The sequence below is a fragment of the Bordetella genomosp. 4 genome (assembly GCF_002261185.1).
Taxonomy (GTDB): Bacteria; Pseudomonadota; Gammaproteobacteria; order Burkholderiales; family Burkholderiaceae_B; genus Bordetella_A.
Genome location: NZ_NEVQ01000022.1, coordinates 467947 through 487945, shown reverse-complemented (window position 1 = coordinate 487945; position 19999 = coordinate 467947). Strand labels below are relative to the sequence as shown.

Here is a 19999-nt window from a genome sequence, read left to right as displayed (position 1 = left end):
TGACGCACGGGCTGCGCATCCGCTTTGGGTCGGTGAACCACAGCTAAAGCAATCTGCTCGAGCGGTTCGCCCAGCGCCGGGGTTGAACCCGTGCTCATCAAGGACTAAGCTGACCCCTGGCTATCGAGAGCGGCAACTGCGGATCCACAACAGCAGCAATACCGGAACCGTCCGCCGCAAGGAGAGCACTATGCGGCATGCGGTAGATCTGTCCGGGCGCGTGGCTATTGTCACTGGCGCCAACTCAGGGATCGGGCGTGGCGTCGCCCTGGAATTGGCGGCAGCAGGCGCGCGCGTAGTCGTCAACCATCGTCCCAACGAAGACTCCGAGCGGCGCGGCGTCGAGGTCGTGCAGGAAATTGCCCGTGCGGGCGGCCAAGCCGTGCCAGCTGCCGCCGACATCAGTCGCGAAGACGACGTCGAGCATTTGTTCCAGGTCGCTGTGGATCACTACCAAGGCGTCGACATTCTGGTCAACAACGCCGGCATCGAACAGCCGGCAGCCATCCAGGACATGACGCTGGCTCAGTGGCAGAAGGTCATCGACATCAACCTGACCGGTCAATTCTTGTGTGCCCGCGCCGCGGCCCGGGCCTTCCTGAATCGCGAATCCCCATCGTCGAACAACATCGCCGTCGGCAAGATTATTTTCATCAGTTCGGTCCATGAGGTCATCCCGTGGGCATTTCAGGCCAACTATGCCGCGTCCAAAGGAGGCGTGTCGCTGTTGATGCAATCATTGGCGCAAGAGCTCGCTCCGATGAAAATTCGCGTCAATGCCGTAGCGCCCGGCGCGATACGCACGCCCATCAACGCGCCAGCGTGGAACACACCGGAAAGCCTGGCGTCGCTGCTCAAGCTGATTCCATACGGGCGTATAGGCGAACCGGAGGACGTGGCGCGCGCCGTCGCCTGGTTGGCCAGCGACGATTCCGACTACGTCACCGGCTCCACGCTGTTCGTCGACGGCGGTATGACGTTATATCCCGCGTTTCGCGGTGCGGGGTGAGTTCATGTCAAAGCCCATTGAAGACTATGGCCTGATCGGCAACATGCTGTCCGCGGCGCTGGTGGCGCGTGACGGTTCCATCGACTGGCTCTGCTTGCCGCATTTCGATTCGCCGGCATGCTTTGCCGCCTTGCTGGGTGACGAGAGCCACGGTCGCTGGCTGGTGGCGCCTAGCCAATCGGGATACACCACCACGCGTCGCTATTTGCCAGACACCGCCGTGCTGGAAACCCGCCATGAGACGTCCTCCGGCGTCGTGCATGTGTACGATTTCATGCCCCTGAGTGATGAAGAAGAACGGGTAGATGTAGTGCGCATTGTGCGAGGCGAGTCGGGCCAGGTCGACATGAACATGGAATTGACGCTGCGCTTCAACTATGGGCAGGCGGTTCCGTGGGTGCGGCGGCGCGACTACGGCTTGAGTGCCATCGCCGGGCCCGATGCTGTCGAGCTGCATACGCCGGTGCCAATGGAAGGCCGCGACATGAAAAGCGTGGCTTGCTTCACCGTGCGGGAAGGCGAGACCGTGCCATTTACCCTGTCGTATCATCGCTCGCACAAGACCCCGCATTTTGTGCCCGATCGCATGGAAAGCATGGATCGCACCATCGCGTGGTGGCACGAATGGGCCAAGCGATGCCATTGGGATAACGGCCCAGGTGCGCGGCGTGACGCGGTGGTGCGATCGCTGATCACGCTGAAGCTGCTGACTTTTCAGCCGACCGGCGGCATCGTGGCTGCGCCCACGACTTCGCTGCCCGAACAACTGGGCGGCAGCCGCAACTGGGACTACCGCCATTGCTGGCTGCGCGATTCGGCCCTGACTCTGTATGCCCTGCTGAATGCCGGCTATCGGGAGGAAGCCGAGGCCTGGCGGCAATGGTTGCTGCGTGCGGCGGCCGGCCACCCCAATCAACTACAGATCATGTATGGGCTCGCTGGAGAACGCTGGCTGCCCGAGCACGATATCCCCTGGCTGCCTGGCTATGAGGGCAGTACGCCGGTACGCCTGGGCAATGGCGCGGCTGGGCAAATGCAGTTGGATGTGTATGGCGAACTGATCGAGACACTGCACGCCGGGCGAGTGGCCGAGCTGGCGCCGCTGGCCGAGGCTTGGCGTATGCAGAAGGTGCTGCTCAAGCCGCTCGAAGATCTATGGCGACAGCCCGATCATGGGATATGGGAAGTACGCGGGCCACCGCGGGCATTCACCCATTCGCGACTGATGTGCTGGGTGGCGTTGGATCGCACTGTGAAGTCTTGCGAACGCTTCGGCCTGCAAGGTCCGGTGGACCGCTGGCGTGCCTTGGCCGCCGAGATCCGCGATGATATATGCACGCATGGCTACGACGCGCGGCGCAACACCTTTGTGCAGTACTACGGCGGCACGGCGCTGGACGCCAGCTTGCTGTTGATTCCGCAGGTCGGTTTTCTACCGGCAGACGATCCACGCGTGGCGGGTACTGTGCAGGCGATCGAGCGCGAGTTGCTACGCGACGGTCTGCTGCTGCGCTACTCGACCGAGCACAGCGACGATGGCCTGCCAGGCGACGAAGGCGTGTTCCTGGTATGCAGCTTCTGGCTGGCCGACGCCTACATCATGCAGGGGCGGCTGGATGACGCACATCGCTTGTTTGACCATCTGCTGTCGCTGCGTAACGATCTGGGACTGCTGGCCGAAGAATACGACGTGGTGCGCAAGCGCCTGGTGGGCAATTTTCCGCAGGGTTTTTCGCATATCGGTTTGGTCAATACTGCTTATAACTTGAGTGCCGCAGGCGGCCCGGCGCGTCAGCGTTCGTCGCGCGACGCGCCGCAAGAGTGAGGGCGATCCGCAGGCACGCAGGAGCGTTGATAACGTTGGGTGTCATGCCTGCCTGGCAACTCCGGGCCGATCTCCGTCAGCGGATTACCAGAGATTCGATCTTGTCGTCCGCCAGGACAAAAATATGTTCGAGCTGCACGGGGCTGCCTGGAAAGTTTCCCACCACGTTGGTGGTAACCGTTACGTGGTTCCCCTCGTGCAGGGTGTCCAGAGGTTCGATGCTGTACTCGAACTTCTTTTGTGCCTCGGTTTGCCAGGCCGCAATGGCCTCATGTCCGCGATGGGTTCGGCCTTCGTCATGAACAGTCGCGTTCGGCACGAAACAATGAACAAGGCCGGCGATATCCGAACGGTTGCTGGCGGCGAAATAAGTATCGATGACGGTGGGTAGGGAGTCTGGCATGTTTTGTGTCTCTTGAATGAAGTACAGCCATTCTGCGCAATAGCTATAGAATCATCAAGAACGCACTAAAAAGTAAGTTACTGCGAAATGAGAAAGCAATACACGGCGGAGACCGCGGCCAGCGGCGTGGAGGAAATGATTCGACTGCTGGATGGTCGCTGGAAACTGATTATCCTGTTCCACTTGTTCGACGGAAAGGTTCAGCGCTATTCCGATTTCGAACGATTGATCCCCAGCATCTCCCAAAAAATGCTGGCCCAGCAGTTGCGTCAACTGGAAAGGGACGGGCTCGTTGCTCGAAAACTGTATCCGCAGGTGCCTCCCAAGGTTGAGTATCGATTGACGGAATGGGGCCAGGCTCTGTGTCCGGCGTTGGACGCGATATTGCGGTGGGCCGAACAACGTGACGGGCGGGACGGTCAGGATAGATGTCAATGCTGAGCATGACGGCGTAATGCTTGCTGGCGACGCCAACCCTTATTTCCAGGTACATCGGCGACGTCGAGCAATTAAAACGAGACAAGAAAGCTCGATGCGAGTATCATGCACGGGTTGTTCATCAATAAAACGGCTCAAAAAGCCGGCCAAATGCCGTGTACGCGGCGCCCTTGTTGTTCAAGATTATCTACGTACTTGGTGCAGAGTTGCGAGATCGCTTTAGTCGCGCGACTGTGCCTGGGTAACGCTGGAAGTACATCCGTAATTCTGAACCGTGTGGTTCTACTGTGTTGGTAACGCGTTTGCCAACGCCACTTCTATTGGCGCGCGCCGAAGGGCAGAGTTGTTTTCTGCTGGCCAAAGGGTCTCGCAGCGCGATAGAGGTAGTAGTCATTCTGATGAATGCGTTGGCATTGCCATGGGCATTGCCGACGCACGCATCAAAACCTCGAAGGGGTGACTCGTCGTCCCTTCACACATGGAGGAAATATCCCGTTGTCCATCACTAAGAAATTCAGCGCTGGCATGTTGGTGCTCGCCGTTGTGATCGGTGCCCCTGCACATGCATTCACCCCGGAATCAAGCGACCCGATAAAAATCGCGGACAATAACTGGTCGAGCCAAAAAGTGCTCGCTCGTGTCGCTCAACAATTGCTTGAAAAGCTAGGCTACCAAACCAAAGTGGTGCCAGCCGATAGCCAAGGGCAATATGCAGCAATGGGCCTGGGCGATCTGGATTTACAGATGGAGATCTGGGAAGGGACCATGCACAACAGCTTCATGAAGGAAGTCAAAGCTGGGCGCATGGTCGATTTGGGCAGTCACACCGCGACAACGCGCGAGGATTGGTGGTATCCAGAGTACATGGAAGAAATCTGTCCCGGTCTGCCGGACTGGAAAGCATTGAACGCCTGCGCCGAGAAGTTTGCCGTGCCCGAGACGGCTCCCAAGGGCCGCTATCTGGCAGGCCCGGTAGACTGGATCAAGCACGACAAAGAGAAAATCGAGGCCTTGGACCTGAACTTCACTGTGGTCAATGCAGGCTCCGCCGCAGCATTGTTCGGCGAACTCAAGTCGGCCTATGCACGCAAAGAGCCGATCGTGTTGTTCAACTGGGCACCGAACTGGGTTGGCGCAGAATTCGCCGGCAAATTCGTCGAGTTTCCCGAGCACGAAGCCGCTTGCGTCGAGGACCCGAAATGGGGTGTCAACCCCGATAAGACCTACGATTGCGGCTCACCCAAAGGTGGCTACCTGAAGAAGGGCGCCTGGTCCGGCTTTGAGAAAAAATGGTCCTGCGGTTATCAGTTGATCAAGAACATCGACTTTACTGGGCCGATGATTGATCAGGCAGCGGCATTCGCAGATGTCAAAGGTCTGACGCACGATGCAGCCGCCACCGCATGGATCGAGCAACATCCACAAGAGATCGCAGCCTGGATGCCGGATTGCGCTAAGTAATCCTCCGAGTGCGCGCGACACGAGCGACGTGGCCGCGCGCACCGTCCTATGGGTATTCGCACCACGATGTGCGTCATCTCAGATCCGTCTCGTACTTTCCGACACTATCGATTTTTGCGCTGAGTCAGCCTTGATATCGCCATATCGCTGATCTTGTCGGAAAGTGTCCGCGCAGTGCTGCGCGCTATTCGACAGGAATAGTCATGAGTGACTCGGTAAAAATTTCATGCCAAAACCTATGGCACTTGTTTGGCAAGCGTGCCACAGGCTTTCTGGAAAAACATCAATATCAACCCAGCGACGAGCAGCTCGCCGCGGCGGGGTTGGTCGCAGCCGTCCGTGACGTCAGTTTTGATGTCCACAAAGGCGAGATCCTCATCATCATGGGCCTGAGCGGCTCGGGTAAATCGACGCTGATCCGCTGTTTGACGCGACTGATCAAACCGCATGCGGGGCAAGTACTGTTTGATGGTGTCGACTTGCTGCAAGCCTCGCGCGCCAGCTTGACAGATATCCGTCGACGCAAGATGGGAATGGTGTTTCAGAACTTCGGTCTGCTGCCACACCGCACTGTGCTTGAGAACGTCGCGTTTCCGCTGGAAATACAGAACGTTCCCGAATCGACGCGCTTGGCCAAGGCGCAGGAGTTGATTGCCACGGTGGGCCTGGAGGGACGCGAGCATTATTTCCCTCGGCAACTGTCCGGCGGGCAGCAACAGCGTGTTGGCATTGCTCGCAGCCTGATCGGCGAGTGCGACGTGTGGTTTTTGGATGAGCCATTCTCCGCGCTGGATCCGCTGATCCGCCGCGAGATGCAGGACGAATTCATCAAGCTGCAATCCAAGCTGCACAAATCCATCGTGTTCGTCACGCATGACTTCGACGAGGCCGTGCGCCTGGGTGACCGTATTGCGATCATGAAAGACGGACGTCTAGCGCAGATCGGAACGGCCGAAGAGCTGCTGCTGACGCCGGCCAACGATTACGTCAAACAATTTGTGCAGCATGCGCCGCGCGCCAAACTCATCACGACGCAGCGGATCATGACACCGGCCGACCCGACCCATATCACGATCGCTTCGGATCAGGATGTGATTCGGACGACCGATGTATTGGAGAAAATCGCCAAGCGTGTGATTGCTTCCGAGCGGGCCTTGCCCGTCGTCGACGCGTCGGGCACGCTAGTCGGACAGGTCAGCCGCGAACAAGTGGCAGGAGCGCTGTTCCAATGAGTCAGGCTGCCATGCTATCGAAAAACGACGTGACGCAGGCTCTCGATTCGCCTCGATCCACATCGCCTGCAACCACGTACAGTGCTGTCATGGCGCCGCCGTCAGAGCGTCGGCCACAGGCATCTCGGCATCGCGGCGTGTTTTACTGGATCACCGCTCTGGCGATCATCTTGCTGGGTCAGGTAGCAGCAGAGCGAGTGAGCTGGGTTGCGAAATACCCTTCCGATTGGATGTTGCCGCTAAAAGACTGGATCGACGCGTTCTTTGAGTGGGTCGTATACGGTGCGCGTTTCTTCGAAGGCACAGCGTTTGAATTCACCGCACGCAATGTGACGCGCGGGTTTTCATCCTGGCTGTCTTATCCGTTGAGCTTTAGCGAATCGCTGTTCTTCAATGGCTTTGCCGGCAGTGTGCCTGCCTTGCCGTGGATCACGGTGACGGGCCTGGCCACGATACTGGGCCACTGGCTCGGCGGATGGCGCACTGCGCTGCTGGCTGCGGTGGCGTTCACGTACCTGGCGCTGTTCGGCGTCTGGCAGCCGTCCATGCAGACGTTTGCGCTCGTGGTTATCACGGTGCCCATGGTGTTCCTCATCGGTCTGGTGCTGGGGATATTCATGAGCAAGGGCCCGCGCTTCAAGAGCGTGGTGACGCCGTTATTCGATGTCCTGCAGAGCATGCCGCCCTTTGCGTACCTGGTGCCCATCGTGGTGCTGTATGGCGTCGGTAACGTGTCCGCCATGATTGCGACGGCATTGTTCGCGGTGCCACCGGTCGCGCGCTGTGTGGCACTCGGTCTGGAAACGGTCAGTAGCGGTGTGCTCGAGGCCGGGCGCATGATGGGCTGCACGCGTTGGCAGCTGTTGTGGCGAGTGCAGATACCGGCCGCGCGCTCGCTGTTGCTGACGGGCTTGAATCAAGGCGTCATGCAAACCCTCGCCATGATCGTGCTGGCGGCATTGATCGGCGCCTCGGGTCTGGGCAGCGAGTTGCTGACGTCGCTACAGTCCTTGCGTCTGGGACAGGCATTGGAACAAGGTCTGGCAATCGTCGTGATCGCCGTGGTCCTGGACCGTCTGAGCCGGGCCTACGCCTTGAAGGCGCCGGTTTATGTGGATCCGGACCTCAGCTGGCGGCAGCGTCATCCTCATTTGGTGATGGGGCTGGTATTCCTGGCGGCCAGTGTGTTGCTGGCTCGCGTGGTGCCAGGCCTGGCGCAGTTGAGCGGTGAGCACACCATCACCTCGGCTGCCTTCTGGAATGCAGGCATCGACTGGATCAACTTGAATCTGTATGACTCGGTGCAGGCGTTTCGCAATTTCATGCTGCTTGAGGTGTTGATCCCGATTCGCACGTTTTTTCAGGCGATCCCGTGGGTAACCTTTGTCGCACTCGTGGCGTTGGTCGGCTATCGCTTCGGCGGTTGGTCGGTGGCGCTCGTCGCCGGACTGCTGATCTGGTTTCCTGCCGGTACGGGGCTGTGGACCGAAGCCATGACCACGCTGTATATGATCGGCACGGCTGCTGTTGTGTGCATCATCGTAGGCTTTGTGCTGGGTCTGCTGGCATCGCGTACTGCCAACTGGTCCCGCTTTGCGGCGGGCGTATGTGATTTTTTCCAGACCTTCCCGTCGTTTATCTACCTGATCCCCGTCGTGATGCTGTTCAAAGTCAGCGATCTGTCCGCCATCATTGCCGTGCTGTTGTTTGCCGTGGTGCCGATGGTGCGTTACACGATATTGGGTTTGCGTAGCGTACCTGCGTCCATTATGGAGGCCGCAACACAACAAGGTACGACGCCGCTGCAACGCTTTACGAAGGTGGAGTTGCCGATTGCCTTGCCTGAAATCATGCTGGGTGTGAATCAGGTGATTTTCATGGCCTTGTTCATGGTGGCGATTACCGCACTGATCGGCACTCAGGATCTGGGGGCGCAGATCAATGCTGCACGTTCCGGTAATGAAATTGGCAAGGCGCTGGTGGCGGGGCTGTGTATTGCTTTTATGGGGATTGCTGCCGATCGGTTGATTGGAGCTTGGGTTAAGCGCAAGAAAGTTGAGTTGGGCTTGGTAGTGGCTTGATCCGTCGTCGTACTCAGTTGCCTCGGGTTCTCGAGGCGACTGAGTACGACACCTGTTGTCTCTTAAGTTAAAACGGCTCAACGGGTTTGAAAATGCCCGTTTTCGTCATTTGTCGCCGTATATCAAATTGAGCGAGTGACTCCACAACATCGATCCTGGCGAGTTGCTCGAAATCGATACGCTCCCAGTCGTCTCGCGCCACACTGACCGAGTATAAGTAGTCATCACGTACTTCGCCGGTGGCAGTGTCGTGACGCTGAGAAAAGCCCGATAGTGTGACGCGGCGTGCGCAGGGAAGAGCAGCGAAAGTTTCGCCGATGATTCGGAAGCCCACACCGTGTACATGTGCCATATAGCGCTTGCGTACTTGCACGGCTGGTAAATCCTTCACAGAGAGTTTTAAGCCTCGAGCCGGAACTGCTGCGGTTTTTGACGGCATATCTTCAATTTCGGGCAGATCCACGTCGAGACGGATATGTTGGCCTTGCTCTGCGATTTCCAGTGATATCAACGTTTCCCTTGGCCAACTGATGTCCTGCAGATTCTCCTCCAACCAACGTTCCATGGCGGCGGGGTCCTGATGAATCTCATGTTCGAGAAAATGGCGTCGTTGTGTCTGATTCTGCTCATGTTGATCCTTGTTTTTGTGCCATGCGTCGAGTTGGCGTTGATAGTTAGCCCTAGCCTGTTGATGGGCAGCCTCCAACTTCGCCAATCGCTTAGAAAAGAGTTTTTCCCACCAGCGCGGGGTTGGTGGCGCGGGCTGGGACGGCGCTGGGGGTGGGTAGGGCTCGGGCGAAAAGGTAGGTGAAATGTGAGGTGAAGGCGTATCTAGATGGATGTTAGCGAGAGCATCAAGCTCCCCATTGATCTGGTCGCACTTGCGCTGAATCAAATCCAAGATAGCTTCGCGGTTTTGCTTCTTTGCCTCCTCAACCACAGATTCGCTGACGAGCTTGCCGGCCTTGTCGTGGAACGTGAGAACACCATCATCCGTGACACCGCAGGTTAGGGCGACGTAGCCGCGCGGTGCGGGCTCAGGGGCGGCAGAACGTCGTGGAGAGGGAGCAGGCTTATACAGGCTCTGACTGGATGAAAATCCCATCAAGCTGCTGAAATTTGGAACGACGATGAGCGTCATGCCTTCATTGCCTGGATTGCGGAAAACCCCGACGCGGGCGACGTCATTCCTGGCGCTGATGGAGCTCGAAAGGTGCGCTGGGCGCGTAAGGGTATAGGCAAGCTTGGCGGAGCGAGAGTAATTTACTTTCATCTGGTCGATGACGAGGTCGTGTTGTTAGTCATGGTGTATGCCAAGGCTGAGCGTGAAAACGTGATGCCCAAGGAAATCAAGCGGAGGAAAGCATGAAGACCCTGAAGAAACTGGATATGGATAAGGTGGCCAAGGCCATTGAAGCCGACGCTGGGCAGGCACTTCCTGGTCTGCGCGATTCTTTGGCGGAAGCCAAGGCTGGGAAGTTTGCGGAGGTGCACACGCCGGAGAAAATTAAGCGGCGTGGGCGTCCGGCGGGCAGTACTCAAGCCGTGACGAAAGAGGCGGTGAAGCTGCGTCTCGATGCCGACATTTTGGAGGCGCTTCGCGCCAGCGGGGAAGGGTGGCAGACCCGCACCAACGATATGCTGCGTGCGTCCCTGGCTTTGACTGGCAAGGTCGCTTCTGCTCGTTGAGAGTTCAACGAACTTCCTTATCTTTGTGTCCCAGGCTGGGAATGCTCTTGAGCAGTTCGCTGTCGTGCTTGACGTCAATATGACGATTGATATGGTCTCTGATCACCGGATCGCAGTGAAAGATCGCATAGGGAATTAGACAACGTTGGAAACTCGCCTCCCAAGATCTCCTTGGAGCAATTCCGCCAATCGGGTCAGGCCATGCGTCAGGCGAGTTCGATCAATAGCCCCACCCAATGACACTCGCAGCGCTGCTGGGCTGAAAGACCCCGTGGCGAACGCCTCCGAATCAGTAACACCCAAACCTTGTTGTAGCGCTGTCTGTGTGAGCCGGTATGGGTCGATATGGCGCGGCAGCTCGAGCCAAAGGTGCAACCCATGCGGGTCGGCTTGGATCTTTCCCGGCAGGATTGATGCTGCGATGGTTTGTCGATGCTGCATCTCACTCTTGATCCGTGCCAGCCATTGAACGGCGACTCCCGACTCTATCCAGGTCGATGCCATTTCCGCCATCCAAGGCGTGGGCATCAGCGCCAGCGAACGCAGGGCGTCGAGAACGGGACTTAACGGCTCATCTGAAGGTACAACCAAGTATGCCGTTCTCAGGCCCGGTGCTATACATTTCGATAGCGTCGAGACGTAATAAACCGGGACCGAAGATGTGTCGGCAGCCAATGAAAACATCGTGCTCGGGGGGCGTTCGCTCAACAGCCAGTACGGATCATCTTCAATGACTGGCAACGCATATTTCTCTGCAACACGTAAAAGCGCTGTTCGTCGCTCGACAGAAAGTGTCAGCGCAGTTGGATTTTGAATCGTCGGATTCAAGTACAACGCCGCGGGACGATGCTGTTCGCACACGCGCTCGAGATCGGCAGGATCCGTTCCCTGTTCATCTGACTTTACCCCTACGGCTACGCGTTGGAGCAAGCGGGCTGCGGCCAAGAAACCCGGGTACGTCAACTCATCGCAAGCAATGGCATCCCCGGATTGGCTCTTGGCCAGCAGCAGTGCCGCGATGGCGGTTTGAGCGCCAGAGCAAACCACGACCCGCTCAATGTCCGTGTTGCCTGTCATCGGCTGCAGCCATTTTGCCCCTGCGGCACGATGCCGATTCGCCCCTGCGCCCACGTGATAGCTCATCAGATCCATCGGGCTGGCTGTTGCGTGGGGTGTGCCACTGCCTCGCTCGAGCATGTGCGCAAACTCTGCACTGTTGAGCAAGGGAGGGATATTCATTCCCAGATCAATCGTCCCGTTTGCTCCCGATTCGGAATAGGCCACATAGGTCCCACCGGCGCCGTGAGCCTCCAAAAGCCCTTTCTGGCGGACTTCCGTGTAGGCACGAGTCACGGTCGTGAGATCAACTCCCAATGCCTGGGCGAGTTCGCGTTGAGGGGGCAGGCGATCGCCTGGCTTGAGAACGCCATCATCCACCGCGGTAATGATTTGCGCGGCGATTTGCTGGTACCGAGCGCCCAAGCCTGCCGTCAGTGGCCGCACCCAAGATAGGTTTACTTTCTTAAGGCGACGCGAGGGAGACAAGTCATCCGGCGATGTATGGATTTTTGGCAATTTTGTTGGGTACGAAAAAGCCATATAATACAAAAATCTGGTTATTTGTATGGATTTAAGGCGTTGGAATTGAACACTTGTATGGGCTGTGGTGTCCGGCCAACTTGCCACCAGGTGGTAACTGAAGCTGCTGAAGCAGCGTTTTGAGAAAAAGATGCAGTGGGTCCCTATAGTCTTCGGTTCGTTTAAGTTGATCGTGTTGGTCGTCGCCATGTACTTCGGCATTAAGTCGCATTACGACGGCGAGAAGATAGAGAAAGCGAAAGAGAAAGCGAGAGAGAAAGAATCTTCCCAGATTCGGTAGGGCCAATAGCGGGCAGCGCAATAATGGCGCCACGATCACGTCCCAAAAAATTGGTTATTGATCTTGCTCTGCTGCCATGATCCGTTCGATCGAGGCGTGCATATGTCGCAGGGCGGCTTGGCGAGCACCTTCGACGTCGCGCCGGGCGATGGCTTGTGCGATGGCGGCGTGTTCCGACTCGACCTGGCGAAAGAAGTCCTCTCGACGGGCTTCGTTACTGCGGGTGATCTTGATGACATCGTGCCACGCTCGACCAATGAATTCGAGAAGCGATGTCATCAGCGGGTTGCAGGCGGCCTCGGCGATGGCCCGATGAAACGCCATGTCCTCGGCTACGCCGTCCTCGCCATCGGCTACAGCGTCATCGATGCGGCGCAGCGCACGCTGGATTTTTTCGTTCTGAGCCTCGGTACGGCGGGCAGCGGCGAGGGCAGCCATCTCGCTCTCGAGTCCGGACCGCACCTCTTGTACCGCTCTGACTTCCAGCTGCCCACCCAACGCATCAATGCGAAAGGTGTTTATCTGGCGTGCCAACACAATCGTGCCGCTGCCTTGTCGCGTTTCCACGAGGCCCTCGGATTTCAGGCGAGATATTGCCTCACGGATCACCGTGCGGCTGACGCCAAACTGATCGGCCAACTGCGGCTCGGTGGGCAGCCGCGTCTGCGCCGGGTAGACGCCGCCACGCACCTGGTCCATCAGGGCCGTCGTTACGCGATCGGCAAGCGTACCTCCGGACTGCTTGTTTGCGGATCGTGTCGTACGCTCGGCCATACCTTGTCTCCTCAGTAGTATCAACCGCTAAACCAGCGCGCTGGCCCCATGATCAATATGGGAAATAGCACGAGCAAGAACAGCACGATCAACTCGGCGATCAAAAAGGGCAAGACGCCTCGCATTACCTGGTCGACGCGTTGTCTTGTCACGCCTGCCACGACGCTGAGTACGGTACCGACAGGCGGTGTGATTAAGCTGATGGACATGTTAATCACAAATAGCACGCCGAAGTATACGGGATCGATACCGGCCTCCCGGACGATAGGCATCAGAACCGGCGTGAGAATCAAGATGGTCGGAGTCATGTCCATGGCGGTACCGACGACGATAACCAGCAGCATGATCGCCAATAACAGCAGCGTGGGATTGTCCATGACAGGCTGCATCATATCGGTAATCGCGCCAGGCAGGTCCGCCACCGTCACTAGCCATCCTGCAATCGATGCCGCCGCGACGAGCAGCATGACGACTGCGGTGGTCCGCGACGCGGTCATGAACACCGCGTACAACTGAGCAAGTTTTAATTCGCGATAGATGACCGTGGAAACGAACAGCGCGTAGACGGCCGCCACCACCGCCGCCTCGGTAGGGGTAAAGACCCCGAGACGCAAGCCGACAATGATGATCACGGGCAACATCAGGGCCCAGCTTGCGTCCAACGCGGCGCGAATCAGGTCTTTGCTACTCTTGCGTGGCGGTGTGCCGAGGTTTTCTTTGCGTACACAAATCCACCATGTGATCCACAGCGCGGCACCTATGTAGATGCCGGGCATGATCCCTGCCAGGAACAGTTTGGTAATAGATACATTGGCCGCGACGCCAAAAATCACAAAGCCGATGCTGGGGGGAATGACAGGCCCGATGACGCTTGAGGCCGCAACCAAACCCGCCGCGCGGTGCGAGGAGTGACCTGCCTTGATCATCATGGGCACCAGCAGGGCCGACAGCGCAGCTGCATCGGCGACCGCCGAACCTGAAAGTGCCGACAAGATGCAAGCCGCGACGATCGTCACATAACCAAGTCCGCCTTTGATATGCCCTACGGCGGCCAAGGCAAAATCGACAATCCGGCGGGACAGGCCGCCCACATTCATGATCTCGCCTGCGAGCATGAAGAATGGGATAGCGAGCAGAGGAAAGTTGTCTGCTCCAGCGATAAAGTTCTGCGCGATGATCTGCGCATCGAAGATGTCCAGGTGCCACATCAGGGCGACAGAGGAAACCAGCAGCGAGAATGCAATGGGCATCCCTAGGGCCATTGCGCCTAATAGGGATCCGACAAAAACCAGCACAGTCATGGTTGTTTCCCTTCAGCGGCTGCCAATTCGCGCTTGAGCGCGTCAAGCTCCGCTTTTTCTTCGGACTCGGTCACCATGATGAGTTCCTCATCCTTGATACGCCCCGAGAGCACTCGGTATAGATCCCACAACACCATGGCGCCGGCTGACACGCTAAAGACGATACCCACCATATAGACGATGGACATGGACCACCCTGTGGCGGGAGCCTCGACGTTCAGATTGATGAGGGTTTGCTCCCAGCTGCCGGATAAGAACAACCATAGGGTTGCCAACATCAATAGCTGACTCACGATCAGACATAGCTTCTGGCCAAAAACCGGCAGGCGTCGCACGACAACCTCAACGCCCAGATGTTGACGGTGGCGCAAAGCGACAATAGAGCCGAGAAAAACCAGCCATACAAACAGCCAGCGGGAGACCTCCTCGGAGCTAGTGATGCCAGAATTAAAACCATAGCGCAGCACGACGTTGCCAAACACAAGGATCACCATGGTGACCAGGCAGAGGACCATTAGCAAACCCAATAGCCGAAAGTACCCGTCTATCAATTTCTTCATGAATATTTTCCTTAGCCGTAGCTAGCGACGTTGCCTAATGCACGACGCTGGTCCTTGCCACATGGACGTGGAAGATCGAGAGGTAGTCCTGCCAGATTCACCGTACGGTCATTGCCCAACAGATCGCCGTCCCGAGATAGGCCCTGCCGTCCGTGATGGCGATCTGTATAGTCATACCCAGCAATTAATTGGACTTGCCACGTACAGCGGCGATTTCAGCGAACATTTCTGCGCCGAGCTCACCACCGAGTTCTTTCGAAAATTTGTCGATGACAGGCTTGAGCTTTTCACGCATGCGCTGCGTTTCTTCCGGTGAGAGTTCGTTGACCTCCATGCCGCGCTCTTTGAGTTCCGCCAGGAACTTGGCCTCGCTTTCACGCGAGACTTGACGCTGGTAGGCTGATGCCTCAGCAGCGGTCTCTCGCAGTAGTGTTTGTTCATCCGGATTGAGTCGGTCCCACACTCGTTTGCTGACGACCGCCACGTAGGGGGTGTAGGTATGTCGCGTGATGCTCAGGTACTTCTGCACCTCGTTGAACTTAGACGTATTGATCGTGCCCAGCGGGTTTTCCTGGCCATCTACCGCGCGTGATTCCAGTGCGGTATAGACCTCGGGGAAAGGCATCGGCACGGCGTTGGCGCCCAGTGCGTTAAAGGTTTCGATGTAGACGGGGTTCTGCAGCACGCGGATCTTCAGGCCCTCCATGTCCTCGAATTTGGTGATGGGGCGACGGCTATTGGTGACACTGCGAAAACCATTTTCCATCCAGCCCAGAATCACCAGGCCTTTATCGTTCATCTTGTCGGCGATGGCGTCACCGACTTTTCCAGCCAGCACGGCATCGACCTCGGCGGCAGAATTGAAGGTGAACGGCAGATCAATCAGGCCGACCTCACGCACTACGCTGGCCATGGGCGACGATGTGATGATGCCCAGTTCCTGGACACCGCCTTGCAGGGCAGAGGTCATTTGCGTGTCGCCGCCGATGGCGCCGTTGCCATGGATTCGAACTTTGATTTTGCCGTCGCTTCGCTGGGCCAACAGTTCCGCCCAGCGTTTTGCACCCAATGCGGCCGGGTGATCGTCGGCGATCACATGACCCAGCTTCAGCGTTCGTTCCTTGTACTCGGCGGCCATGGCGCCAGCAGCAAAGCAAGCAGCAATGGCAGTGAATGTCAGGCGTGCGGCCCAGCCGCTTCGGTTCAAACTCTTCATTGATAGTCTCCTGATGGGGCTGTGTTTTAACGAAGGTGCTGCAAGTAAACGGGCAGGAAAGGGGCTAGAGGCGGCTATTGACTACGCCCTCAAAGTGGTTCTGCCGGGCAGTGGCCAAGCCCTATTGGTTTGCGTTGCTTCAAGGTGAGTGCAGACCGACCATCGCCCCCCCCATCCGCGTCCAGAACTTCGTCGAGTTGAGAGGCGGTGAGGTATTGATAGGGGAATCGGGCTAGCCTGAGCATCGACAATTCATGCTGATTGCTCTGTCTCCGGATATCGCTATTTTTTTGAGGAAGTCATAATACGTATTCGTGTGATGTTTTAAACATTGGGGTTATCCCTGTTTAGTCGACTTGAGGGGAGTGGCCAGAAACGAGGCTGGACAACAGGGACAGTCAGGCGTTGACGAGGAACGATCGATGACTTCGCTACAATCAATTCTCATGAGAGATGTCGTTGCGAGAACGGCGCCGCCACAGACTTGAGACACGGGGTGCGCTCATGCGGATGATTGGATTAATAGCGGGTTTTGCGCTGACGTGCAGTGTTGCAGCCCATGCGGAGACAGTACGGATACCTGTCCAGAGCGCTGCTGTTGCACATGATGATGTGACGAATCAGGACTTCGTCGACGTGAAGCTGACGCCGGAGGGCCAACGCAATCTGGCGGCGTTTACGCGTGACCGTGTGGGCAAGATGATTCATATTCGTGCCGACGATGTGATGTTGACGTCGCCGACGGTAATGAGTCCGATCGAGGGCGGGGCGTTACGCTTGTCTCCCGGTGTGGATGGCTTTGGCGGGATGTCTGCTCAGCAGATTGCGCAACGGCTCAGCACGGGAAGCACCATTAATGTTTCCGACGACAAGTAGACTTGGCTGCTTTGCCCCGATGATCACCACTGCCCAAAGTAAATGCCCGCCCGCTTGTGCGCGTTGGTAGATCTCTCGACCGCCTCGTCCGACATGGTCGTGCGCCGCTTGCTACGCAGCGACCAGTCCAGCAAATGTTGCCGCATTTCGGCGCGGACTGCGGCGTGGGATTTGCTGGCGCCCAGGTCCTCGAACTCGTTGGGATCGCTCTGCAGGTCGAACAACTGCTCGGGCTCGTCGCGCCAGTACACGTAGCGCCATCGGTCGGTGCGCACTGACCATGCTCGGCACTGCTGCGGCGTCTTGCGCAGCGTGAGGCGCGCCTGACGGAAGCTGTAGTCCAGTTCGGACACCGCTGCGGCGCGCCACGGCATGCCTTCCGGTGCGCCATGCAGTAGCGGCTGCAGGGCGCGCCCCTCGAGCAGGTGGCCTGCTTGCGGCACGTCCAGCGCCTGCAGGATGGTCGGCGTGATGTCCACGCTTTCCACCAACTGCCGGCATACCTGGCCGCGCGTGCCATCGGCCGCGGCGCTCGGGTCCATGATGATCAGCGGCACCCGTTGCACGGTGTCGTAGAACAGCTCTTTCTCGCCGAGCCAGTGGTCGCCCAGGAAATCACCATGGTCGGAGGTAAACACCACCAGCGTGTTGCGCATCAGCCCGGCGCCTTCCATGTAGTCGAACAGCCGGCCCAGGTGGGTATCCAGTTGTGTGATCAGCCCCTGGTAGACCGGCCGCACGGTGCGCACGCATTCTTCACGCGCGAAGCTCTGGCTTTCCTCATGCTGGCGATAGGCCTGCAGCACCGGATGCGCGCCGGCCAGCTCCTGCTGGTTGCGCACCACCGGCAGGCATTGGTCGCTGCGATACATACGATGGTAGGGGTCGGGCGCCATGTAGGGCCAATGCGGTTTCACATAGCTCAGGTGCAGGGCCCAGGGCTGCGAACCGCGCTTGCGCATGAAATCCAGGGCGCAGTCGGTGGTGTAGGCGGTTTCCGAATGCGGTTCGAGTACCCGTGCGGGCAGGTGCACATTGCGCATATGCCACCCGCTGACCACTTGCCCGTCTGTATCCACCGCGGAAATGACGTAGTCCGACCACGGATCGGGCGAATCGTAGCCATGGCGGCGCAGGAATGCCGGATACCCGCTTTCATCGCCGGGCTCGTGGTGGCCGTCATAGCGGTCGGCCTCGCGGAAACTGCCTCGCGCCAGTAGGGTACCCAGTTCCGAGCCGCCGTCGATGCCCAAGCGGTGCATGCCGGCCTGATCGGGGATGACGTGGCTCTTGCCGATCAGCACCATATCGCGCTCGCGGCTGGCCAGGTGCTCGCCCAGCGTGACCTCGCTCACCGACAGCGGCACGCGGTTCCAGGTCGTGCCGTGGCTGGATGGATAGCGCCCGGTGTAATAGCTCATGCGTGAGGGCCCGCACACGCCCGAATTCACGAACGCCTGCTCAAAGCGCACGCCGCGCGCCGCCAGCGCATCGAGGTTGGGCGTGCGCAGGTACGGATGCCCGTAGCAGCCCAAGTGGTCGGCCCGCAACTGGTCGGCCATGATGAACAGCACGTTCTGGATCTTGCTCATGGAATGCCTGCCCCTGTTACTGAGTTGCCTTGAAGCCGGATTCGCGCACTACCGGTTCCCATTGTTTGCGATAGGCCGCCAGCGCCTGTGCCGTCTGCGCCGCATCGGCCGAGATCGGCTCGAGGTTGATGGCGCGCACGGCCTTTTGCAGGGCTGGATCGCCCATCACCGCGGAGATATCGTGCGCCAGGCGTTCGACCTTGTCTTGCGGCATGGCGGCCGGTGCGAAAAATGCGTTCCAGCCATCCGCCGCCAGGTCGATGCCGGCCTCACGGAAGGTCGGCACGTCCGCCAGCTCTGCTTCGCGCTCGGTGCCCGAGGTGGCCAGGATGCGCACGCGGCCGCCCTGATGTTGTGGCAGTAGCGTATCCAGGGTATCGATTGCCTGCGGCAGGATGCCGCCAACCAGTTCGCTGATTAGCGGCGCCGAGCCGCGATAACCTACGACCTCGGCCTGCTGGCCGATCTCGTCGCCCAGCATCAATGCGAAGAAGTGCGGCAGGCTGCCGGTGGCGGGCACGCCTACTGTGAATCGGTCGGGATGTTCCTTTAGCCATGCTTGCAGCGCCTTTATGTCTTTCATGGGCGAATCGGCCGACACCGCCAATGCGAATTTGTAGCTGCTGACCAGCGACACGGGCTTGAAATCGCGCTGCGCATCGTAGCCGGGGTCGGCATAGACCAGCGGGGCTACCACCATCACGGCGGGGTTGCCCAGCAACAGCACGTTCTGGTTCGCGTCGGCGTTGTGCAGGAGTTGCGCCGAGATGCGGCCACCCGCGCCGGTCTTGTTCTCGACGATGACAGAAACGCCCACTCGATCTTTCAGGCGTTCGGCCACCAGCCGGGCGATGCGGTCCGAACTGCCACCGGGCGGATAGCCCACCACGATGGTCAAAGGGCCGCTCAGCGGTGGGGCTGCCCATGCCGAGGTGGCTAGCGCACATGCCGCCAGGGCGGCCAGTATTATCCGTTTGATCATGTCTTCCTCCTGTCTTGCCGTCTTTTGATGAGTTGTGGTCAAGATGGAGAGACTGTAGCAACGGACGTGTTTCTTGATCTAATCCAATATCGGCATAAACAAACGTAGAAAATCCAGGTAGGAGAGCCTCTGATGCCTTCTGTGCCCGTACAGCGTCCCTTTCATCTGGCGGAGATGCCTATGTATTGCCTGTACCAGGCGTGGTCGCAGGCTAGCCCGATGTTCGTGCGGCTGTGCGAGGGTCGCTTTGGTATTACGCGGCGTGAGTGGCGTTTGCTGGCGGCGGTTGTGGAATATGGGCCGCTGACATCGGCGGAGTTGGCGGCTACTGCAAGGCTGGACTTGGTGCGGACTTCGCGCGCGCTGGGCTCGCTGTGTGGCAAGGGGTGGGTCGATAGGGTGCGTGATACAGACGACAAACGCATCACGAACGTCATGGCGACTGAGTCTGGGCAGGCGCTGTATCGCACGATGCTGCCGGAGATTGCCCGTCTGAATGATTTGCTGATGGCGGACTTGACTCCGGATGAAGGGCGTCAGTTGCTGCATTTGTTGCAGCTGGTGGCACAGCGGGGCGAGCGCATGTCTACTGAGAATGTTGTGGCGGATAAGGCTAGCCGTCGGCAGGGCGGTACGCGGCGGTCGCGGGCGCGATAGCCATGTCAGCGTAAAGTTGCCAGG

At 58.5% G+C, this 19999-nt stretch carries 19 protein-coding genes; 10 read left to right on the top strand and 9 right to left on the bottom strand.

Features of this window, described 5'->3' with window-relative positions; all coding sequences use genetic code 11:
• Positions 1–190: 190 nt before the first annotated feature.
• Positions 191–1009 (top strand): glucose 1-dehydrogenase, encoded by an 819-nt coding sequence (locus CAL20_RS23505; RefSeq protein WP_094839184.1) that lies wholly within the window; start codon positions 191–193, stop codon positions 1007–1009.
• A gap of 4 nt (positions 1010–1013) precedes the next feature.
• On the top strand, positions 1014–2834 hold the full coding sequence (locus CAL20_RS23500) for a glycoside hydrolase family 15 protein (protein WP_094839183.1): 1821 nt from the start codon (positions 1014–1016) through the stop codon (positions 2832–2834).
• A gap of 76 nt (positions 2835–2910) precedes the next feature.
• Here the strand turns inward: CAL20_RS23500 and CAL20_RS23495 are convergent, their stop codons facing one another.
• Positions 2911–3237 carry a nuclear transport factor 2 family protein gene (locus CAL20_RS23495; RefSeq protein WP_094839182.1) on the bottom strand — a complete coding sequence of 109 codons (327 nt, stop codon included), beginning with the start codon at positions 3235–3237 and terminating at the stop codon, positions 2911–2913.
• An 87-nt stretch (positions 3238–3324) separates the two neighbouring features.
• Here CAL20_RS23495 and CAL20_RS23490 point away from each other — a divergent pair, with 87 nt between their 5' ends.
• The 4 genes from CAL20_RS23490 (at position 3325) to CAL20_RS23475 (ending at position 8449) form a co-directional block, all read left to right on the top strand.
• The gene (locus CAL20_RS23490; RefSeq protein WP_094839181.1) at positions 3325–3678 is read left to right on the top strand and encodes a winged helix-turn-helix transcriptional regulator; all 354 of its coding nucleotides are present in this window, start codon (positions 3325–3327) and stop codon (positions 3676–3678) included.
• A gap of 492 nt (positions 3679–4170) precedes the next feature.
• Positions 4171–5136 carry an ABC transporter substrate-binding protein gene (locus CAL20_RS23485; protein WP_256981723.1) on the top strand — a complete coding sequence of 322 codons (966 nt, stop codon included), beginning with the start codon at positions 4171–4173 and terminating at the stop codon, positions 5134–5136.
• A 203-nt stretch (positions 5137–5339) separates the two neighbouring features.
• On the top strand, positions 5340–6368 hold the full coding sequence (locus tag CAL20_RS23480; protein WP_094839180.1) for a quaternary amine ABC transporter ATP-binding protein: 1029 nt from the start codon (positions 5340–5342) through the stop codon (positions 6366–6368).
• Entirely contained in the window at positions 6365–8449 is a 2085-nt protein-coding gene (locus CAL20_RS23475; protein WP_094839179.1) for an ABC transporter permease, read from the top strand. The genes CAL20_RS23480 and CAL20_RS23475 overlap by 4 nt, the downstream gene beginning before the upstream one ends.
• Before the next feature lie 67 nt (positions 8450–8516).
• On the opposite strand, the gene CAL20_RS25535 is transcribed toward CAL20_RS23475, so the two are convergent.
• Complete coding sequence (locus CAL20_RS25535; protein ID WP_141217717.1) at positions 8517–9590, bottom strand: hypothetical protein; 1074 nt, start codon at positions 9588–9590, stop codon at positions 8517–8519.
• Positions 9591–9662: 72 nt separating this feature from the next.
• On the opposite strand from CAL20_RS25535, the gene CAL20_RS25825 reads away from it, so the two are divergent.
• Together CAL20_RS25825 and CAL20_RS23460 are read left to right on the top strand one after the other, a co-directional pair.
• Positions 9663–9818, top strand: a complete 156-nt coding sequence (locus CAL20_RS25825; protein ID WP_306431407.1) for a hypothetical protein — start codon at positions 9663–9665, stop codon at positions 9816–9818.
• The gene (locus tag CAL20_RS23460) at positions 9815–10138 is read left to right on the top strand and encodes a BrnA antitoxin family protein (RefSeq protein WP_254924379.1); all 324 of its coding nucleotides are present in this window, start codon (positions 9815–9817) and stop codon (positions 10136–10138) included. Before CAL20_RS25825 ends, CAL20_RS23460 begins: the two co-directional genes overlap by 4 nt.
• Positions 10139–10273: 135 nt before the next feature.
• Here CAL20_RS23460 and CAL20_RS23455 read toward each other — a convergent pair whose 3' ends face one another.
• The 5 genes from CAL20_RS23455 to CAL20_RS23435 all read right to left on the bottom strand — a co-directional run bounded on the left by CAL20_RS23455 (position 10274) and on the right by CAL20_RS23435 (position 15868).
• Positions 10274–11926, bottom strand: coding sequence for an aminotransferase-like domain-containing protein (locus CAL20_RS23455; RefSeq protein ID WP_256981720.1), 1653 nt, complete (start codon positions 11924–11926; stop codon positions 10274–10276).
• A gap of 145 nt (positions 11927–12071) precedes the next feature.
• Positions 12072–12791 carry a FadR/GntR family transcriptional regulator gene (locus tag CAL20_RS23450; RefSeq protein WP_094823476.1) on the bottom strand — a complete coding sequence of 240 codons (720 nt, stop codon included), beginning with the start codon at positions 12789–12791 and terminating at the stop codon, positions 12072–12074.
• A 20-nt stretch (positions 12792–12811) separates the two neighbouring features.
• Positions 12812–14092: a TRAP transporter large permease subunit gene (locus CAL20_RS23445; protein WP_094823475.1), complete on the bottom strand. Its 1281-nt coding sequence runs from the start codon at positions 14090–14092 to the stop codon at positions 12812–12814.
• The gene (locus tag CAL20_RS23440) at positions 14089–14652 is read right to left on the bottom strand and encodes a TRAP transporter small permease (protein ID WP_094823474.1); all 564 of its coding nucleotides are present in this window, start codon (positions 14650–14652) and stop codon (positions 14089–14091) included. The genes CAL20_RS23445 and CAL20_RS23440 overlap by 4 nt, the downstream gene beginning before the upstream one ends.
• Before the next feature lie 184 nt (positions 14653–14836).
• Positions 14837–15868: a TRAP transporter substrate-binding protein gene (locus CAL20_RS23435; protein ID WP_094823473.1), complete on the bottom strand. Its 1032-nt coding sequence runs from the start codon at positions 15866–15868 to the stop codon at positions 14837–14839.
• Between the two features lie 453 nt (positions 15869–16321).
• Here CAL20_RS23435 and CAL20_RS25930 point away from each other — a divergent pair, with 453 nt between their 5' ends.
• Positions 16322–16744 carry a SecDF P1 head subdomain-containing protein gene (locus tag CAL20_RS25930; RefSeq protein ID WP_373558317.1) on the top strand — a complete coding sequence of 141 codons (423 nt, stop codon included), beginning with the start codon at positions 16322–16324 and terminating at the stop codon, positions 16742–16744.
• A gap of 23 nt (positions 16745–16767) precedes the next feature.
• Here the strand turns inward: CAL20_RS25930 and CAL20_RS23425 are convergent, their stop codons facing one another.
• Together CAL20_RS23425 and CAL20_RS23420 are read right to left on the bottom strand one after the other, a co-directional pair.
• Positions 16768–18336, bottom strand: coding sequence for a sulfatase-like hydrolase/transferase (locus CAL20_RS23425; RefSeq protein ID WP_094839176.1), 1569 nt, complete (start codon positions 18334–18336; stop codon positions 16768–16770).
• Between the two features lie 16 nt (positions 18337–18352).
• Positions 18353–19318, bottom strand: a complete 966-nt coding sequence (locus tag CAL20_RS23420) for a Bug family tripartite tricarboxylate transporter substrate binding protein (protein WP_094839175.1) — start codon at positions 19316–19318, stop codon at positions 18353–18355.
• Positions 19319–19450: 132 nt separating this feature from the next.
• Between CAL20_RS23420 and CAL20_RS23415 the strand changes: the two genes are divergently transcribed.
• Positions 19451–19975, top strand: a complete 525-nt coding sequence (locus CAL20_RS23415; RefSeq protein ID WP_094839174.1) for a MarR family winged helix-turn-helix transcriptional regulator — start codon at positions 19451–19453, stop codon at positions 19973–19975.
• Positions 19976–19999 lie beyond the last annotated feature (24 nt).

Coding starts and splice junctions, on each gene's coding strand:
- CAL20_RS23495 (WP_094839182.1), bottom strand. CDS start 3,237: ATGCCAGACTCCCTACCCACCGTCATCGATACTTATTTCGCCGCCAGC.
- CAL20_RS23455 (WP_256981720.1), bottom strand. CDS start 11,926: ATGGCGACGACCAACACGATCAACTTAAACGAACCGAAGACTATAGGG.
- CAL20_RS23480 (WP_094839180.1), top strand. CDS start 5,340: ATGAGTGACTCGGTAAAAATTTCATGCCAAAACCTATGGCACTTGTTT.
- CAL20_RS23475 (WP_094839179.1), top strand. CDS start 6,365: ATGAGTCAGGCTGCCATGCTATCGAAAAACGACGTGACGCAGGCTCTC.
- CAL20_RS23500 (WP_094839183.1), top strand. CDS start 1,014: ATGTCAAAGCCCATTGAAGACTATGGCCTGATCGGCAACATGCTGTCC.
- CAL20_RS23490 (WP_094839181.1), top strand. CDS start 3,325: ATGAGAAAGCAATACACGGCGGAGACCGCGGCCAGCGGCGTGGAGGAA.
- CAL20_RS23460 (WP_254924379.1), top strand. CDS start 9,815: ATGAAGACCCTGAAGAAACTGGATATGGATAAGGTGGCCAAGGCCATT.
- CAL20_RS25535 (WP_141217717.1), bottom strand. CDS start 9,590: ATGACGCTCATCGTCGTTCCAAATTTCAGCAGCTTGATGGGATTTTCA.
- CAL20_RS23445 (WP_094823475.1), bottom strand. CDS start 14,092: ATGACTGTGCTGGTTTTTGTCGGATCCCTATTAGGCGCAATGGCCCTA.
- CAL20_RS23425 (WP_094839176.1), bottom strand. CDS start 18,336: ATGAGCAAGATCCAGAACGTGCTGTTCATCATGGCCGACCAGTTGCGG.
- CAL20_RS23450 (WP_094823476.1), bottom strand. CDS start 12,791: ATGGCCGAGCGTACGACACGATCCGCAAACAAGCAGTCCGGAGGTACG.
- CAL20_RS25930 (WP_373558317.1), top strand. CDS start 16,322: ATGTCGTTGCGAGAACGGCGCCGCCACAGACTTGAGACACGGGGTGCG.
- CAL20_RS23435 (WP_094823473.1), bottom strand. CDS start 15,868: ATGAAGAGTTTGAACCGAAGCGGCTGGGCCGCACGCCTGACATTCACT.
- CAL20_RS23420 (WP_094839175.1), bottom strand. CDS start 19,318: ATGATCAAACGGATAATACTGGCCGCCCTGGCGGCATGTGCGCTAGCC.
- CAL20_RS23505 (WP_094839184.1), top strand. CDS start 191: ATGCGGCATGCGGTAGATCTGTCCGGGCGCGTGGCTATTGTCACTGGC.
- CAL20_RS23415 (WP_094839174.1), top strand. CDS start 19,451: ATGCCTTCTGTGCCCGTACAGCGTCCCTTTCATCTGGCGGAGATGCCT.
- CAL20_RS23440 (WP_094823474.1), bottom strand. CDS start 14,652: ATGAAGAAATTGATAGACGGGTACTTTCGGCTATTGGGTTTGCTAATG.